This window comes from Amaricoccus tamworthensis (assembly GCF_049800875.1).
Classification (GTDB): Bacteria; Pseudomonadota; Alphaproteobacteria; order Rhodobacterales; family Rhodobacteraceae; genus Amaricoccus; species Amaricoccus tamworthensis.
Window position 1 is genome coordinate 545728 of record NZ_JBNAFV010000002.1, and the last position, 17670, is coordinate 563397.

Consider the following 17670-nt stretch of genomic DNA (forward strand, 5'->3'; position numbering starts at 1 on the left):
TTAATAATGTGACTTCAGGGCAGGAGTGGATTTATGAGCAGGCGTTATTTCGGAACCGATGGAATTCGTGGCCGGGCCAATGAGGAGCGCATGAATGTCGGCGTTGCCGTCAGCCTTGGTCAGGCGGCGGGCCGGTATTTTCGCAACGGTGACCGCAACCACCGTGTGGTGATCGGCAAGGACACGCGCCGGTCCTGCTACATGCTCGAAAACGCCCTTACGGCTGGATTTACCTCCGTTGGTATGGATGTGTTTCTGCTCGGCCCCGTTCCGACACCCGCGATTGGTCGGCTGGCCCGGTCGATGCGGGCTGATCTTGGCGTGATGATATCGGCCTCGCACAATCCGTTTCCGGATAACGGCATCAAACTCTTCGGCCCGGACGGGTTCAAACTGTCCGATGAGGTGGAAGAGGCGATTGAGGTCATGATGGGCGAGGATCCGGTGTTGTCCGGACCCGAACAGATCGGCAAGGCCAAAAGGATTGATGACGGCCGCTTCCGCTACATGGAGTTCGCCAAGACCACCTTCGCCCGACGTCGCAGGCTTGATGGCATAAGCGTGGTGGTCGACTGCGCGAACGGCGCCGCCTACAAAACCGCGCCGGAGGTGCTGTGGGAGTTGGGCGCGGAGGTGATCCCCATTGGCGTGACCCCGAACGGCCTGAACATCAACCAGAACTGCGGCTCGACCTCACCGGATATCGCCGCCGCCTCCGTCGTCGCCAATGGCGCCGATCTCGGCATCTGTCTTGATGGCGATGCGGATCGCGTGATGATCATTGATGAGCATGGTCACGTGGCCGATGGCGATCAGATCATGGGGCTCATCGCCGGCCGGTGGGCGGAAAAGGGCATTCTGGCCCATAAAACGCTGGTGGCGACCGTGATGTCCAATCTTGGCCTGGAGCGTCACCTGGAGGGGCGTGGCCTGAATCTGCTCCGCACCGCAGTTGGGGACCGCTACGTGGTGGAGGCCATGCGTAAGGGTGGGTTCAACCTCGGAGGAGAGCAGTCCGGCCATATCGTCATGACCGACCACGTGACCACCGGGGATGGCCTGATCGCCGCACTTCAGTTCCTGTCGGCCATGGTGGAAACCGGGGAGCGGGCGAGTGAGTTGGCAAACGTGTTCGAGCCACTGCCGCAGATGCTGACCAATGTCCGCTACGGACCGGAAGCAAAACCGCTGGAGCATGACAGCGTGCTGGCGGCAATTGAGGCGGGTGAGCGGCGTCTGGACGGCCTGGGACGGCTTTTGATCCGCAAGTCCGGCACGGAACCTTTGGTGCGTATTATGGGCGAGTGCGAGGATCCCGAACTGCTGAAGAGCGTCGTCGCGGATATCGAGAGCGAGGTCGTTCGTGTGGCGGGTCCGGTCAGCGCGGTCTGACCGGCTCGGTCCGGCGCGGACGGGCCAGAACCAGACCGCAGACGATCAGGACATAGGCGCCGATTGCGGAGAGTGTGACGGGCTCGTCGAGCAGGATCACGCCAAGGATGCCAGCCCAGACCGGGATCATGTAACCAACGGTAGAGGCAAAAACGATGCCCGCCCGCCGGATCACGGTAAAACGCAAAAACTGCGCGAAGCCGGTTTGTACCACGCCGAGAAAACACAGGGCAATCACCGGCGTCAGTCCCGGCGTCACCTCCGGCAGATGCGTAAGCCCGACCGGCAGGGTCATTACGGCGGCACAGATGTGCATTCCCGTTACGGCCGAGAGCGGCGGGATTTTCGGCATGGCACGAACCGTGATCGCGGACACCGCAAAGGACAGAGACGCGAGCAGGCAGGCGATCTGACCCGCGGCCTGCGCATTCGCTCCGATCTGCGCGATGGCATCCGGCCCGGACAGCAGGGCGAGACCCGCGAGGCCAATGCCAAATCCGGCCCAGCGGGCGGGTGTGATGTGATCCCCGAATATGATCCGCGTCAGCGCGAGCGTGAACAGTGGAATGGCGGCAATCAGAACCGCCACCACGCCACTCGGCACGGTCTGGAGCGACCAGGCAATCAGGTTGAATGGCACCGCCAGCCCGATGAAGCCCAAAAACGCGCACCATAGCCACTCTCGCCTGCCGGACGGCAGCTTGCCCCCCGTGGCCAGGAGGCCCACGATCAATGCGATGGCCGCAAGGCTGACCCGGCCCCAAACCACGGTGACCGGCTCAAATCCCTGCAGCGAGAGAACGATCAGCAGAAAGGACGAACCCCAGATAAAGGCAAGCGTAAACAGGAGGGCATAGGCAATACGGTCGGGCTGCATCAGGTGACGGGTTTCTTTCTGCGGCCGAACTGCGCGATGGCAACGCCGGTCAGGATCAGGAGCATGGCCCAGAGAAGCTGGGGCGGCACGGCTTCATTCAGCACTACCGCGCCAATGAGCACGGCCCAGACCGGCACCTGGTAATTCACGAGGCTCAGGAAGGACGGGCCGGCGGTCCGAACCACATAGACGAGAATGATCGTCGCGAAGGCCGTGGGGAACAGCCCGAGATACACCGCGCCCAGAACGGGGATGGAGGAGGCTGCGTGCGGCACCCCTTCGCGAAGCAGAGCGAAGGGCACGATGACAATCGTTGCGACAATCAAGCCGCCGGCCGCGAAGCTCGGGAACGGCCCCTGGGGCGTACGGCGGGTGATGATGGACCCGGTTGCGTAGCAGGCCGCAGCCCCGACACAGGCGAGTTTCGCAAGCCACAGGCCGCCGTCGCTCTCGGTCAGGTCCGACGTGCCAATGAGGACCAGAACTCCAACAAAACCAATGGCAAAGCCAATTGCCCGTCGCCAAGTGATGCGCTCTCCGGGAACGAGATGATGGGCAAGCACGAGCGTAAACAGCGGCACGATCGCCATTGTCAGACCGGCAAATCCCGATGTCGTGTGCTGCTGGCCCCATGAGAGCAGGGCAAAGGGAATGGCGTTGGTGAACAGGCCCATACCGATGCAGCCGAGCCAGATCCGCCGGCCCATGGGGGTGTGCGTATCCGGCAGGCCGTAACCGGCCCCATAAGCCCATGCGGTCAGGATCGCGGCGGCGAGCGTGATACGAAATGCCGCGACCGTGACCGGACCAAACCCGTCCAGCGCCAGTTCAACACCCAGAAAGGACGACCCCCAGATGAGTCCGAGCAGGGCGAGCAGCAACCATGAGGTCAGGGTTGGGTGTGACTGTTCCAAGGGGGCGGGGCATCCGGTTTTAAATGCGGGTATTTAGTCCCTAATGCCGGGCAATGACCATAGGCCGCGGGTGGACCTGGGCGTTTTGTGGGCAATGCCATGAAAAAAATATCTTGGCACATGTTTGGGAATCGACTATCCGGACCCCGGGCGCGACCCCGGATTAGGGTGAGCGGGGCGGGCTCAGTGAACTCACCCTTACGACGGAGCTGGCACAATGAGCCATTCCCCGGCCGAAGCGGCATTGACCGCGGCCCCCCCCAAACCAGATTCAAAACCCGCACGTCCCGAGTTTTCCTCCGGTCCATGCCCCAAGCGTCCCGGCTGGAATGCCGAGGCCGTGGTTGCGAAGGCGTATCTTGGGCGGTCCCACCGTGCGGCGAAACCGAAAGCCCAGATCAAGGAAGCGATTGATCGTATTGCGGGCATTCTTGGTGTCCCCGAAGGATACCGGGTGGGCATCGTTCCCGCCTCCGATACCGGTGCTTTCGAGATGGCGATGTGGTCGATGCTGGGCGCGCGCCCCGTGGACATGCTGGTTTGGGAAAGCTTCGGTCAGGGCTGGGCCACGGATGCGACCAAGCAGCTCAAGCTGGATGACGTCCGGGTTCTGACCGCCGGGTATGGCGAACTTCCCGACCTGAACGACGTCCGCAAGGACGCTGATGTGTGTTTCACCTGGAACGGCACGACCTCCGGCGCACGTGTCCCAAATGCGGACTGGATTGCCGCCGATCGTGAGGGCCTGACCTTCTGTGACGCGACATCGGCGGTGTTTGCGCAGGATATGGACTGGTCGAAGCTGGATGTGACCACTTTCTCCTGGCAGAAGGCGATGGGTGGCGAGGCCGCGCATGGCGTGCTGATCCTCAGCCCCCGTGCGGTTGAGCGGCTTGAAAGCTACACCCCCGACCGCCCGCTGCCGAAGATTTTCCGCCTGACCAAGGGTGGCAAGCTGATCGACGGTGTGTTCACCGGTGCGACCATCAACACGCCGTCCATGCTGTGCGTTGCCGACTGCATCGACGCGCTTGACTGGATGGATGGAATTGGCGGTCTGAACGCGACAATGGCGCGAGCCAACGCCAATGCCACGGCGCTGCAGGACTGGATGGACGCGACACCCTGGGTTGAAAACCTCGTCTCCGCGCCGGAGGCCCGGTCGAACACGTCCGTCTGCCTGAAAATCGTTGATCCGGCGATTGGATCGCTCGACGAGGACGCCCAGCGTGCTTTCGTCAAATCCGTGACCAAACTCCTGGAAACCGAGGAAGCCGCCTATGACATTGGTGGTTACCGTGACGCGCCTCCGGGCCTTCGGATCTGGTGCGGCTCCACCGTCGATACGGCCGATATCGAGGCACTGACCGCGTGGCTCGACTGGGCGTTTGAGACGGCGAAAGCCGATCTGGGGACCGTCTGAGCCAAACCGATGCGCCTGCGTGACGCGACGCCCGCTGATATTCCGATGCTGCGACACTGGGACGAACAGCCCCATGTCATGGCATCCGGAATTGAGGACTGGGACTGGGAGGAGATGCTCGGCAACAACCCCGACTGGCGCGATCTTCTGATTGCCGAGGTCGAGGGGCGGCCGGTGGGTTTCCTCCAGATCATCGATCCCGAACGTGAGGACACGCATTACTGGGGCGACTGTGGCCCCGGCCTGCGTGCCATCGACATCTGGATTGGTGAGGTCACGGATACCGGGCGCGGCATCGGCACCCAAATGATGCGGGCCGCATTTGACCGCTGTTTTTCCAACCCTGACGTCAGCGCCGTTCTGATCGACCCGCTGATGACCAACACCGCCGCCCATCGGTTTTACCGCCGTCTGGGTTTCAAATCCCTCGGGGAGCGCCGTTTTGGTGACGACGACTGCCTCGTATTCGAGCTGACCCGCGCCGACTGGCGCAAAGGAGACTGAAATGCCCAAGGTTCTGATTTCCGACAAACTTTCCGACGCCGCCGTACAGATTTTCCGCGACCGCGGGGTGGAGGTCGATTTCCAGCCCAACCTCGGCAAGGACGCCGAAAAACTCGCGGAGATCATTGGCAACTATGATGGTCTGGCCATCCGCTCCGCCACCAAGGCAACGGCTGACCTGATCGCCAAAGCCGACAACCTCAAGGTCATCGGCCGCGCCGGTATTGGTGTCGACAATGTCGACATCTCCGCGGCGAGCGCCAAGGGCATCGTTGTGATGAACACGCCGTTCGGCAACTCCATTACCACGGCCGAGCATGCCATCGCCATGATGTTCGCCTGCACCCGCCAGATCCCCGCTGCCGACGCCTCGACCCGCGCCGGCAAGTGGGAGAAGTCGAAATTTATGGGCTCAGAGATCACCGGCAAGACACTCGGACTGATCGGTGCCGGTAACATCGGTTCCGTCGTCGCCAGCCGGGCGCTTGGCCTCAAAATGAAAGTCATCGCCTTCGACCCGTTCCTCTCCGTCGAAAAGGCGCAGAGCATGGGTGTGGAGCGTGTTGAGGACCTCGATGATCTGCTCGGCCGCGCCGATTTTATCACCCTGCACCTGCCGAAAACGGAAAAAACCGCCAACATCCTGTCCGCTGAACGGATCGCGAAGATCAAGCCAGGTGCGCGCCTGATCAACTGTGCCCGCGGTGGTCTGGTGGATGAGGCCGCCGTGGCCGAGGCGCTGAAATCCGGTCAGCTGGCCGGTGCCGCGTTCGACGTCTATGCCGTCGAGCCAGCAACCGACAACGTGCTGTTTAACGCGCCCAACGTGGTCTGCACGCCGCACCTCGGCGCGTCCACCAGCGAGGCGCAGGAAAACGTGGCGCTGCAGGTGGCCGAGCAGATGTCGGACTATTTGATGGATGGTGCCATTTCGAACGCGCTGAACGCGCCGTCCGTGACTGCGGAGGAAGCTCCGATCCTCAAGCCCTGGGTTGATCTGGCCGAAATGCTGGGCAGCTTCGCGGGTCAGGTGACGGAACACGCCATCCGCGAGATTGAAATTGAGTTCGTGGGCACCGTAGGAGACCTGAACCTCAAACCGCTGACCGCTGCACTGACCTCCGGTCTGCTGCTGCCGCTCGTGGGCGAGGGTGGGGTGAACATGGTATCCGCTCCGGTGGTGGCCCGTGACCGTGGCATCAAGATCACTGAGACCCGCAAGGATTCCCAGGGCGCCTTTGGCAGCTACATGCGTCTGATCGTGACGACCGAGGTCCAGACCCGCTCCGTCGCCGGTACGATCTATTCCGACGGCAAGCCGCGTTTCATTCAGATCAAGGGCATCAACTTCGAGACCGAGCGCATGAACCACATGCTCTACACCACCAACAACGACACCCCGGGCTATATTGGTGCGTTGGGAACAAAGCTGGGAGAGCATGGGGTGAACATCGCGACATTCGGACTTGGCCGGTCGCAGAAGAGCGGCGAGGCCATTGCGCTGATCGGTGTGGACGAGAGCATTACGGCGTCCGTGCTTGAGGAAATTGCGGCACTGCCTCAGGTCGTTCAGGCCAAGGCCCTGAACTTCTGACCTTTTGCCGACGGGCTGATGATCCGTTGATGACATGGTCATCGAAACTGAAAGCGGCTCCCGTCATGCGGGGGCCGTTTTCGTTGTATCGATGTCGATCGGTGTTTGGTCGTGGTTTTCCGTTGCCCGTGAACACCCATCCGCTATAACGCACCCCGGCGAAACGAAAAGGCATCATCATGGCGAATGTAGTGGTTGTCGGCGCCCAGTGGGGTGACGAGGGCAAGGGAAAGCTTGTGGACTGGCTGTCGGAACGTGCGGACGTGATCGTACGGTTCCAGGGTGGTCACAACGCCGGACATACACTTGTCATTGACGGCAAGGTTTACAAACTCTCGCTGCTGCCGTCTGGCATCGTGCGAAGCGGCAAGCTGTCGGTGATCGGCAACGGCGTGGTTCTGGATCCGTGGTCCCTGCTGGCTGAGATCGAGAAGATCAGCGACCAGGGTGTTCCGGTGACACCGGATAACCTGCTCATTGCGGAAAACACGCCGCTGATCCTGCCGCTGCACCAGGATCTGGACCAGATACGCGAAACCGCTGCGGGCAAGGCCAAGATCGGCACCACCGGACGCGGCATTGGCCCGGCCTATGAGGACAAGGTGGGCCGCCGGTCCGTGCGTGTGGCTGACCTTGCTGACCGCGATACCCTGCAAACGCGCCTTGACCGGCTGCTCGCCCATCACGACGCCCTGCGCAAAGGTCTTGGGGCCGAGCCCATCGACCGCGCCAAGCTGATGGCGGAACTGCTTGAGGTCGCGCCGCGTATTCTGCCCTATGCCGGACCGGCCTGGCGGGTGCTCGACAAAAACCGCCGCCAGGGCAAACGCATTCTGTTCGAAGGGGCGCAGGGCGCGCTGCTCGACATCGACTTCGGAACCTATCCCTATGTGACCTCATCCAACACCCAGTCCGGCATGGCCGCAACTGGATCGGGAATGGGGCCTGGTGCCGTTGATTTCGTGCTTGGCATCGTGAAAGCCTACACAACCCGTGTGGGCGAGGGACCATTCCCGGCGGAACTCTTTGACGACGACGGTCAGCGCCTCGGCGAGCGCGGCCATGAGTTTGGCACCGTCACCGGCCGTCAGCGCCGCTGCGGCTGGTTCGACAGCGTTCTGGTGCGTCAGACCTGCACCACCGGCGGCGTCAACGGCATTGCCCTGACAAAACTCGACGTGCTGGACGGGTTTGAGGAACTCAAAATCTGTGTGGCCTATGAGCTCGACGGCAAACGCATCGACTACCTTCCCACCGCCGCATCGCAGCAGGCCCGCGTGAAGCCGATCTACGAGACGCTGCCAGGCTGGTCGGAAACCACCGCTGGGGCACGCAGCTGGGGTGAGTTGCCGGCGCAGGCCATCAAATACGTGCGCCGTGTAGAGGAACTGATTGGATGCCCGGTCGCGATTCTCTCCACAAGCCCGGAACGGGACGACACGATTTTGGTCACCGATCCGTTCGCGGCATGAAGCAGCTGAGCTGGAAAACCCGGCGGCGCCTTTCGCTTGTGGCGCTGCTGGTCTGGCTGCCGCTCTATGTGGTTTTGGCGGTCAATGTCGTTGAGATGTTTGACCGCCCCGGAATTCTCTGGGAACTTCTGATTTTCGTGGTTCTGGGGTTCCTTTGGATGATCCCCCTGCGGTTTGTGTTCCTGGGGGTTGGAAAACCGGACCCGGACGCCCCACATGATGGGGATGACGAGAAATAACATTTTCTGGCGGGGACCTTTATGGCTGGACTGTTTCGAACTGCACTGATCCTGTTTGCCCTTGGCGGCGCTACGGCTTCGGCCGAGCAGATTGGCGAGGTCACGACCGCCTTTAAGATCCTCGGAGCGAACCATACGATCTCGGTTGAGGCGTTTGACGACCCGCAGGTTGAGGGTGTCAGCTGCTTCGTCAGCCGCGCCCGCACCGGTGGCATCTCGGGCAGTCTTGGTCTTGCAGAGGACACGTCCGACGCTTCAATCGCCTGCCGTCAGACGGGGCCGATCAAATTCCTTGAGGAGCTTGAGGATGGTGAGGAGGTCTTCAACCGCCGCGCCTCCATCATGTTTAAGCGCATCCAGGTTGTCCGGTTCCATGACGAGGACCGCGACACACTGGTCTACCTGACCTATTCCGACAAGGTCATTGAGGGCTCGCCCAAAAACGCGGTCTCGGCGGTGGTGATCCGACCCTGGGATGAGTGACGTCCCGTTCCGGTTCCCTGATCCCGTAACGCTTGTGGGCGGTGGCCCGGTGGATACGAATGTCCTGTCGGCCTGCATCAATCTCGCGCCCGCGCTGATAGCGGCCGATGGCGGTGGCAACACCGTTCTGCCTCACGGTCGCGAATTTCACAGCGTTATCGGGGACATGGACTCGGTCGTGGATGTAAAAGGTCTTGAGGCGCGGGGTGTAAGGATGCACCACGTGGCGGAGCAGGACAGCACCGATCTCGAAAAATGCGTCACCCGCATCCATGCGCCACTGATCCTTGGGGTCGGGTTCACCGGAGGTCGTGTGGATCACCAGCTTGGGGCGCTGAACGTCCTGTCAAAATTCCCCGACCGCGCAATTGCCCTGGTGGGACGGCAGGATGTCTGCTTTGTCTGCCATGGTAATCTGCGGTTTGAACTCGTTGAAAAAACGCGGGTTTCCCTGTTTCCCATGGCGCCGGCTAGGGCCGTGAAGGGGCGTGGACTCAAATGGTCGCCGGAGGGAATTGATTTTGCGCCCGCGGGGCTCACCGGAACGTCGAATGAGGCTTTGGGCGGTCCCGTCGAGCTTGCCTTCGAGGGCGGACCGGTTCTGGTAATCCTGCCGCAGGATGAACTGCGACAGGTTTTTGATGTTCTGACGGAACGTCAGGTTTAGCCGGTAACTTCCTCAATCGTAACGGCAACCGCGTCCGTGATGGAGACCTCAACGCGGTCGCCCGGGTTAAGGCGTTCCGCGAAGCTGCGCAGCTCTCCCGGCACCGTAACGCGGTTGGTGGTGCCGTCAGGCATGGTGAGGGTCGCGAAACCGGTGGCGCTGTCGTAGGAGACGACCTCAACGACCAGATTGCGGGTTGCCACGGCCATCGCGCCGGGTTTTTCGCCTTCGGGTGCGGAAATGCTGTCAATCACGGTCAGGTCGCCGCCCGGATCCATCGGATCGGCCATGTTGACCGCTACGGACTCGTAGTAATCCGCCACAACCTTGTCGCCGGCCTCGAGCTGGTCGAGGTTCGGAATTCCGTCATTGGCGAATACAGTGATCGTGTCTCCGGTCTCGTCGGCCGTCATGGTTACGATCCGCTCGTCGTAATCGACGGAGGTAACGGTTGCCGTGCTCGAAACGATGTCCTCGCTGACGGCTCCGTCGCTTCCGGTCATGCCGGAACAGCCGGCCAGCGCCAGTGCGGATGCCGACAGTATGGTCCACAAGGTCTTCATGCAATTTCCTTTCCCGTTGTCTGCGGGCTTTCAAATTTGCCCGGTGGTTGTGGAATACGCTGGCCTTGACAGCCTTACAAGCTTCATGCGGGCCGCGTCCTCATGCCTGTTGCACATGTATCGGTCGGGCTCTGAAATGCTTTCGTATTCTTTCACATGGAACGCATAATTAATGGCGATCCGCCAAAATGGTTTGGAAAACGCGATCCATCTGGTAAACCCGATCAGTTAACTCGAATACCGGGTTTTTGTTGCGGCGAAGTACAAATGGGGTGGTCTCTTGCCTGAACAGCTCAACCGGATCATCGACCTGCTTGACAGCGCGGACAGCGGTGCGGGACCGGACGCGGTCCGGCAGACGTTTGTAAAAGGATTTCAGTCTCTTGGCGCTGATTTTCTCAATATCGGAGCGCTGGACAGGCAGTCCGGAGATCCGGTTTGGCTCAGCTGTTCCATGCGGACGGACTGGATCGATCGCTACGTTGAGATGAATTACCAGAAGGTCGATCCATTCCTCAATGTTGAGCAACTCGACAGCAACCCACTGCGCTGGAAGGCGAATGGTCCCCACAATCTGCGCGACACCGGCATCGAAAAAACGCGCCTGTTCTTCGATGAGCTGGCCGAAACCGGCTACGGTGATATCATGGTCGTGCCCACCGGCATCGACAGCCAGGGGCACGTGAGGCTGGTTGGTTTCGGTGCCCGGGATCTTGGCCGCGAAATTGACGATCCGGTCCGGGGCAGTCTGTTCCGGATTTACTCCGGACTGGCGTCAGCCCGGATCAGGCCCCCTGAATCAGGTCATGCCAGTCTGATGCTCGACCGCCGCCCACGCCTGAGCCCACGGGAACGGGATGTGCTCTGTCTGCTCGCGGAGGGGCAGATGAACGCACGGATTTCCGAACGTCTTGGGATCTCTGAAATTACGGTGCGTAAGCATCTGACATCAGCAAAGAAAAAGCTGAATGCCGTGACCCGGGAACACGCGGTGGCAATCGCTCTGACGCAGGGTTTGATCCATCCCTGATGCCTTCCGGTCAAGGTATCGATATCGATACCTACCAAAATCCGCCGATACATGGGAAACAGACTTAACTGATAGCCATGGGGTGTTTGTAGCAGGATGGTGTTTTGATTTCGGCGGGAGTTGTGGGAGATTTCCAGTTCCCTGACCCAAAACGGGTTGGCCCGGTCGACATGGCTTTTACCAGCAATTTGTAAGCAAAAAAGTTTCCTCTTACTTCAAAAATGCACGCTTCGGCGTGCATTTTTTTCTTTTTTGGGAACAACTTGTGCGCGTGTCCCGCTACACTGTGTCAGCAGGACGGTACGTTCACCGCGAGCCCGCCGAGCGAGGTCTCCTTGTATTTGACATCCATGTCGCGACCGGTCTGGCGCATGGTCTCAATACAGGCGTCGAGGCTGACCAGATGCTCGCCATCCCCGCGCAGGGCAAGCGATGCCGCGGACACCGCCTTGATCGCTCCCAGCCCGTTCCGCTCGATACAGGGCGCCTGAACCAGTCCCGCAATGGGATCGCAGGTCATGCCCAGATGGTGTTCCAGGGCTATCTCCGCCGCATTCTCAATCTGACGCGGCGTTCCCCCCAGGCAGGCCGCAAGCCCGGCGGCCGCCATTGCCGCCGCTGAACCAACCTCTCCCTGACACCCAACCTCAGCCCCGGAAATGGAGGCATTGCTCTTGATGATGGCGCCAACCGCCGACGCGGTCAGCAGAAATTCCGGCACTTTCGAAGAAGTGGCCCCCGGAACATGGCTCAGCATGTAGCGGATGGTGGCCGGAACGACGCCCGCCGCGCCATTTGTGGGTGCCGTGACCACCTGCCCACCTGCGGCGTTTTCCTCATTTACCGCAATGGCGTAGACCGAAATCCAGTCGTTGATCGTGTGCGGTGCCGTCAGGTTGCGCCCCTGTTCGGCAACCAGATCGTCGTGGATGCGCTTCGCCCGCCGGCGCAGGCTCAGCCCACCGGGAAGCGTTCCCTCGCGCGAGAGGCCCTCGTCGATGCAGCCGGACATGACCTCCCAAATTCGTTTCAGACCACGGTCCAGTTCCTCTGGTGACATATGCGCCAGTTCGTTTTCCCGCTTCATGCGCGCAACGGATTTTCCGGATTCATCGGCCATCCGCACCATTTCCGCCGCGTTCCGGAAAGGGTGCGGTACGTCCAGCGGCGCGCTGTCGTCCCCAGCGTTCTCAAGTTCACGGGCCGTGACCACAAAGCCGCCGCCGACCGAGTAATAGGTCTCGGTGTCCGCGAGGTTGTCATCCGCGTCCCAGGCCTCAAGAACCATGCCATTGGCGTGACCGGGCAGGGGCTCGCCATAGTCGAAAACCATGTCGGTGTCGGGATCGAAGCGCATTTCACCGAGCTCCGGTACGTCAATCACATGTTTCTCAGTGATCTCCGCAAGCACCGCCTCGGCGCGGTCCGCGTCATAGTTCTGCGGCGTGAACCCCGCCAGCCCCAGGATCACGGCGCGGTCGGTGGCATGTCCCTTGCCCGTGAAGGCCAGGGATCCGTGAAGCACGCAGCGAAGCCGCGCGGGATCACCCGATCCGGGGATGCGATCGCGACCGTCACTCACACGTTTCAGAAACCGTTCCGCGGCAATCATCGGACCCATCGTGTGGGACGAGGAGGGGCCGATTCCCACCTTGAAAATATCGAAGACACTCAGAAACATTGCGACCCTTTCCGACACTTCTGATGCTCTAGCCTGGACGAACCGCCCGGGTCTGGCAAATTGCGACGGAATACACCGCTGACCGCGACCGTTTTGATGGTTTGAATTGTACCGGTTTCCGCAATCCGTCTTTCGGTCGCCCGCCAACCGTCCTATAAGTTTCACATTGTGAATGGAGGTTCCATGCCAGAAAGTCTTTCTCCCGCCGATGTCGCAAAACGTAACGCAGCGGCAAGAGCACTTAATTTTGTTGAGGACGGTATGAAGCTTGGCCTGGGGACGGGGTCGACCGCCGCCTGGTTCGTACGTCTCCTTTCCGAGAGGATCACGTCGGAAGGTCTTGATATCACCGCCGTTGCCACGTCCAGCACCACGGTTTTCCTGGCCGAGGATCTCGGCGTCCCGCTGCGCTCCCTCGACCGTGTCGGGCGTCTCGATCTGACGGTGGACGGAGCCGATGAGTTTGACATTGGCCTCAATCTCATCAAGGGCGGCGGGGCCGCGCTGCTCCAGGAAAAAATCGTGGCCTCATCAAGTGACCGCCTGGTGATCATCACGGACCCGGCAAAACGGGTGAAGGACCTGGGCGCATTCCCGTTGCCGGTTGAGGTAGTGCAGTTCGGCTCCTCCCTGACACAGGCGGCCATTGACGAAATCCTCAGGGACGCCGATGTGGATGGCACCGATATTACCCTGCGGCTCAACAAGGAAAAGCCGCTGGTAACGGATGAGGGGCACTACATCCTCGACCTGCACCTGGGACGGATCGGGAACCCGGCCAAACTCGCGCATGATCTGAACACGCTTCCGGGCGTGGTTGAGTCGGGGCTGTTCATTGATCTGGCCGATGCGGTGGTGGTTGGTCACGAAAACGGTGAGACCGAGTTGATCCTGCGGGATACGGCATTAGATGCTGTTGAAATGATGCACAACGAGGATGCCTGAACCTGGTATGACGAATTTTGACTTCGATCTGTTCGTGATCGGCGGAGGCTCCGGCGGTGTGCGGGCGGCCCGCATTGCCTCGCAGCATGGAGCGAAAGTGGGTCTGGCGGAGGAATTCCGCTATGGCGGCACCTGTGTCATTCGTGGCTGCGTGCCCAAGAAGCTCATGGTGTACGCCAGTTCTTTCGCTGATGCATTCGAGGACTCGCACGGGTTCGGCTGGAATACCGGCGAAAACACTTTCGACTGGGGCCGTCTGATCTCGAACAAGGATGCGGAGATCAGCCGGCTGGAAAACATCTATCGCAGCAACCTGACCAAAGCGGGTGTCAATGTGTTCCCGACCCGCGCCATTGTGCGTGACGCCCACACGATAGAGTTGGCCGATGGCCAGGTGTTCAGGACCAAACACATTCTCATCGCAACGGGTGGATCGCCTGTGGTGCCGGACATCCCCGGTGCGGAGTACGGCATTACCTCGAACGAGATTTTTGATCTGGATCGTCAACCGGGGCGTATTGCTATCGTGGGTGGTGGATACATCGCCTGTGAGTTTGCCGGGATCCTGAATGGTCTTGGCACGCATGTTCTTCAGCTCTACCGGGGGGAACAGATCCTGCGCGGTTTCGACGACGACATTCGCAACCATGTTGCGGACGCCATGCGCGAACGGGGTGTGAGCCTCGAGCTGCAGCGTGACGTGGTCAGGGTTGAGAAAGACGGAGACGGCCTGAAAATCACGCTCGACAATGGTGAGACCCACGTCGTCGACCACATCATGTTCGCCACCGGACGGCGCGCCAGCACTGACGGGCTGGGCGTGAAGGAAACCGGCGTCAAACTGCGCGAAAACGGCTCCATCGTGGTGGACGAGTGGTCGCAGACCTCCGTTCCGTCGATCTTCGCGGTTGGGGATGTAACCGGGCGCGCGGCGCTGACCCCGGTTGCCATTCGGGACGGCCACGCCTTTGCCGACACCATGTTCGGCAACCGCGGGGTTCGGGCCTACGAGGGCGTTATCGCAACCGCGATCTTCACCCAGCCCGAGGCCGGAACGGTCGGTATGACCGAGGCCGAGGCGCGTGAACAAGGCGAGGTCGAGATCTATCGCTCGACCTTCCGCCCGATGATTGCCACCCTGGGCGGTGGCAGTGAAAAGATGCTGATGAAAATGATCGTGTCCAAAACCGATCAGAAGGTTCTCGGCGTGCATATCGTGGGCCACGGCGCTGCGGAGATGGTACAGCTTATCGCCATCCCCATGCGTATGGGGGCCACGAAAGCGGACTTCGACGCCACTATGGCGGTGCATCCGACAGCAGCTGAGGAGCTGGTGACGATGCGCGTACCGGTAGAATGAGTGGTTGAAATTAATCTCGGGACGGACAAGTGTGCGTCCTGCGTGAACAATACCTTGAAAAGGAGTGCAGTGGCGGATGCCTGGCAATAACGACGGAGGAGGTCCCTGGGGCGGCAGGAAAGGCGGCAGTCAGGGCAGCGGTTCACGGGGTTCGGGGAACAACGGCAACGGCCGTAATCCGTGGGGCGGCGGCAACCGGGGAGGCGGCGATCGCGGCCCCGGCGGGCAGCCTCCGGTTCCCGACATTGATGAAATCGTACGCAAGGGCCAGGAACAGCTGAAGGTTCTCATGGGCGGTCGCGGTGGCGGCGGTGGAACGGGCGGCGGTTCCGGTGGATCCGGCGGTCTGCCTGGTGGCGGCATCAGCCGTGGTGGTCTCGGCATAATCGCGGCCATTCTCGTGATCGGCTGGGCCTTCATGTCGTTCTATACCGTGCGTCCGGAAGAACAGTCCGTAGAGCTGACGCTGGGCGAATGCCGTGGCGACTGTATCGGTAATCCCGGTCTTAACTTCGCTCCCTGGCCCGTCGTGACGCGTGTTATCCTGCCGGTAACGCAGGAGAATTTCGTGGATATCGGGTCCGGTACCGTGCGCGGTGCCAGCGACGGTCTGATGCTGACCGGTGACGAGAACATCGTGGACATCAACTTCCAGGTTGTCTGGAACATCCGTGATGCGGCCCAGTACCTGTTCAATCTCGCCGATCCGGAAAAGACCATCGACGCGGTGTCCGAATCCGCGATGCGTGAGGTCGTGTCCCGCTCCGAGCTGTCACCCATTCTGTCCCGCGACCGTGGCATCATCAGCCAGGAGGTGCAGGAATTGATCCAGAGTACGCTTGATGACTACAGCTCCGGCGTGAACATCGTGCGTGTGAACTTCGACAAGGCCGACCCGCCCGCGGGCGTGATCGATGCCTTCCGTGAGGTTCAGGCCGCCCGTCAGGAACGCTCTACGCTGCAGAACCGTGCGGACGCGTATTCCAACGAGCGTCTCGCCGCCGCACGTGGTCAGTCGGCACAGCTGCTGCAGGAAGCCGAAGGCTACCGCGCCCAGGTGGTCAACGCGGCTCAGGGTGAGGCAAGCCGCTTCTCCGCCGTTCTGGAGGAATATTTGAAAGCCCCGGACGTAACCCGCAAACGTCTTTATCTTGAGGCCATGGAGGACGTGCTAGGCGACGTGCAGATGTTCCTCATGGATACGCAGGAAGGAGGGCAGGGTGTCGTACCCTATCTGCCGCTCAACGAGTTGCGCCGTCCGACGGGAGGAGCTGAATAATGCGTAAGGCACCAGTACTTCTTATCGGCCTCGCGGTCATTGTCTTCCTGCTCTTCAATGCCTTGTTCATTGTGGACGAGCGTGAAAAGGCGATGGTCCTTCAGTTCGGTCAGGTCAAGGCCGTCAAGGAGGAGCCCGGTCTCGCCGTAAAGGTTCCGTTCATCCAGAACGTGGTCTACTACGACGCACGTATTCAGGGGCTGGAAACCAGCGCCCTTGAGGTTACGCCGCTCGATGACCGCCGTCTGATTGTTGACGCCTTCGCCCGTTGGCGGATCTCCGATGTGGAGCAGTTCCGTCGCGCCGTGGGTGTCGGTGGCATGACCGCAGCGGCACAGCGTCTTGAGGCCATTCTCAATGCCAACGTTCGTGAGGCTCTGGGTTCTGTCCGGTCCGAGACCGTTCTGTCGGCCGACCGTGTCGGTTTGATGAACACGATCCAGGATGCCGCAACCGTAGAGGCGCGCGCTCTGGGTATCGAGATCATCGACGTGCGTCTGAAACGGGCCGACCTGCCGGAACAGAACCTCGAGGCAACGCTGCAGAGGATGAAATCCGAACGTGAGCGTGAGGCTGCGGACGAGCGCGCCCGTGGTAACGAGGCCGCCCAGCGTGTGCGCGCCCAGGCCGACAGGACCGCGATTGAGATCGTTTCCGAGGCCGAGCGTGACGCCAACATCATCAACGGTGAAGCGGATGCCGAGCGTAACCGTATTCTTGCCGAAGCTTTCACCGCGGATGAGGAGTTCTTTGCCTTCCTGCGGTCCATGGAAGCCTATCGCTCATCGCTCAAGGGCGACAACACCACATTGATGGTGGAGCCCGACAGCGAGTTCTTTGACTACCTGCGGTCGCCGAACACCGGCGGAAACCAGTCCGCAGACGAATGATGCACGATCTGTTGCTGGGTCTGGGCCTGGTGGCAATCATTGAGGGGCTGGTGGTTGCACTGGCCCCCATGCGCATCCAGGATATTCTGGAGGCGCTTGAGAAAATTCCGCCCGAAAAGAGGCGTACAATGGGACTTGTTGTGGTGGCTTTGGGGGTTGGCCTCGTCTGGCTCGCAAAACAGTAGGCCCTCACAGCGGTGTTATGTTACCAAACTGTGAATTGTGGTCGGGAACACGCGGGGGCAGAACCCGGACCATAAAGCGGTACGTATGTGGGACGTACCGTCCAATCGGAGGACTGGAATTGAAAACCAAGATCGAAAAGACAGCCGTAGCCCGCGCGGAAGAGCAGACAGG

At 60.9% G+C, this 17670-nt stretch carries 18 protein-coding genes; 14 read left to right on the forward strand and 4 right to left on the reverse strand.

Annotation, left to right across the window (positions count from 1 at the left end; all coding sequences use genetic code 11):
- The first annotated feature begins 33 nt into the window (after nt 1-33).
- Nucleotides 34-1392: a phosphoglucosamine mutase gene (gene glmM, locus ACP15P_RS06955; RefSeq protein WP_424927782.1), complete on the forward strand. Its 1359-nt coding sequence runs from the start codon at nt 34-36 to the stop codon at nt 1390-1392.
- Here the strand turns inward: glmM and ACP15P_RS06960 are convergent.
- Nucleotides 1379-2269: a DMT family transporter gene (locus ACP15P_RS06960; RefSeq protein WP_424927783.1), complete on the reverse strand. Its 891-nt coding sequence runs from the start codon at nt 2267-2269 to the stop codon at nt 1379-1381. The two genes, glmM and ACP15P_RS06960, sit on opposite strands and share 14 nt — an antisense overlap.
- Nucleotides 2269-3183: a DMT family transporter gene (locus ACP15P_RS06965; RefSeq protein ID WP_424927784.1), complete on the reverse strand. Its 915-nt coding sequence runs from the start codon at nt 3181-3183 to the stop codon at nt 2269-2271. The genes ACP15P_RS06960 and ACP15P_RS06965 overlap by 1 nt, the downstream gene beginning before the upstream one ends.
- A gap of 217 nt (nt 3184-3400) precedes the next feature.
- Between ACP15P_RS06965 and ACP15P_RS06970 the strand changes: the two genes are divergently transcribed.
- From ACP15P_RS06970 to ACP15P_RS07000, 7 genes are all read left to right on the forward strand, one after another.
- The gene (locus ACP15P_RS06970; RefSeq protein WP_424927785.1) at nt 3401-4606 is read left to right on the forward strand and encodes a phosphoserine transaminase; all 1206 of its coding nucleotides are present in this window, start codon (nt 3401-3403) and stop codon (nt 4604-4606) included.
- Nucleotides 4607-4615: 9 nt separating this feature from the next.
- A complete protein-coding gene (locus tag ACP15P_RS06975; protein ID WP_424927786.1) occupies nt 4616-5110 on the forward strand; it encodes a GNAT family N-acetyltransferase in 495 nt (164 codons plus the stop codon).
- Between the two features lies 1 nt (nt 5111).
- Nucleotides 5112-6704, forward strand: coding sequence for a phosphoglycerate dehydrogenase (serA, locus tag ACP15P_RS06980; RefSeq protein WP_424927787.1), 1593 nt, complete (start codon nt 5112-5114; stop codon nt 6702-6704).
- A 179-nt stretch (nt 6705-6883) separates the two neighbouring features.
- Complete coding sequence (locus tag ACP15P_RS06985; RefSeq protein WP_424927788.1) at nt 6884-8176, forward strand: adenylosuccinate synthase; 1293 nt, start codon at nt 6884-6886, stop codon at nt 8174-8176.
- Nucleotides 8173-8415 carry a DUF2842 domain-containing protein gene (locus tag ACP15P_RS06990; RefSeq protein WP_424927789.1) on the forward strand — a complete coding sequence of 81 codons (243 nt, stop codon included), beginning with the start codon at nt 8173-8175 and terminating at the stop codon, nt 8413-8415. The genes ACP15P_RS06985 and ACP15P_RS06990 overlap by 4 nt, the downstream gene beginning before the upstream one ends.
- Nucleotides 8416-8436: 21 nt before the next feature.
- Entirely contained in the window at nt 8437-8898 is a 462-nt protein-coding gene (locus ACP15P_RS06995) for a CreA family protein (protein ID WP_424927790.1), read from the forward strand.
- Complete coding sequence (locus ACP15P_RS07000; protein WP_424927791.1) at nt 8891-9565, forward strand: thiamine diphosphokinase; 675 nt, start codon at nt 8891-8893, stop codon at nt 9563-9565. Before ACP15P_RS06995 ends, ACP15P_RS07000 begins: the two co-directional genes overlap by 8 nt.
- Here the strand turns inward: ACP15P_RS07000 and ACP15P_RS07005 are convergent.
- Nucleotides 9562-10128, reverse strand: a complete 567-nt coding sequence (locus ACP15P_RS07005) for a hypothetical protein (protein WP_424927792.1) — start codon at nt 10126-10128, stop codon at nt 9562-9564. The genes ACP15P_RS07000 and ACP15P_RS07005 overlap by 4 nt on opposite strands.
- Before the next feature lie 280 nt (nt 10129-10408).
- Between ACP15P_RS07005 and ACP15P_RS07010 the strand changes: the two genes are divergently transcribed.
- Entirely contained in the window at nt 10409-11158 is a 750-nt protein-coding gene (locus tag ACP15P_RS07010) for a helix-turn-helix transcriptional regulator (protein WP_424927793.1), read from the forward strand.
- A gap of 289 nt (nt 11159-11447) precedes the next feature.
- Here the strand turns inward: ACP15P_RS07010 and ACP15P_RS07015 are convergent, their stop codons facing one another.
- Nucleotides 11448-12839 (reverse strand): L-serine ammonia-lyase, encoded by a 1392-nt coding sequence (locus ACP15P_RS07015; RefSeq protein WP_424927794.1) that lies wholly within the window; start codon nt 12837-12839, stop codon nt 11448-11450.
- Nucleotides 12840-13022: 183 nt separating this feature from the next.
- Here ACP15P_RS07015 and rpiA point away from each other — a divergent pair, with 183 nt between their 5' ends.
- The 5 genes from rpiA (at nt 13023) to ACP15P_RS07040 (ending at nt 17498) form a co-directional block, all read left to right on the forward strand.
- Nucleotides 13023-13784, forward strand: a complete 762-nt coding sequence (gene rpiA / locus ACP15P_RS07020) for a ribose-5-phosphate isomerase RpiA (protein WP_424927795.1) — start codon at nt 13023-13025, stop codon at nt 13782-13784.
- Between the two features lie 7 nt (nt 13785-13791).
- A complete protein-coding gene (gene gor / locus ACP15P_RS07025; RefSeq protein WP_424927796.1) occupies nt 13792-15144 on the forward strand; it encodes a glutathione-disulfide reductase in 1353 nt (450 codons plus the stop codon).
- Between the two features lie 76 nt (nt 15145-15220).
- Nucleotides 15221-16423 (forward strand): FtsH protease activity modulator HflK, encoded by a 1203-nt coding sequence (gene hflK, locus ACP15P_RS07030; protein ID WP_424927797.1) that lies wholly within the window; start codon nt 15221-15223, stop codon nt 16421-16423.
- A complete protein-coding gene (gene hflC / locus ACP15P_RS07035; RefSeq protein ID WP_424927798.1) occupies nt 16423-17313 on the forward strand; it encodes a protease modulator HflC in 891 nt (296 codons plus the stop codon). The genes hflK and hflC overlap by 1 nt, the downstream gene beginning before the upstream one ends.
- On the forward strand, nt 17310-17498 hold the full coding sequence (locus ACP15P_RS07040) for a DUF2065 family protein (protein WP_424927799.1): 189 nt from the start codon (nt 17310-17312) through the stop codon (nt 17496-17498). Before hflC ends, ACP15P_RS07040 begins: the two co-directional genes overlap by 4 nt.
- The last annotated feature ends 172 nt before the right edge of the window (nt 17499-17670 follow it).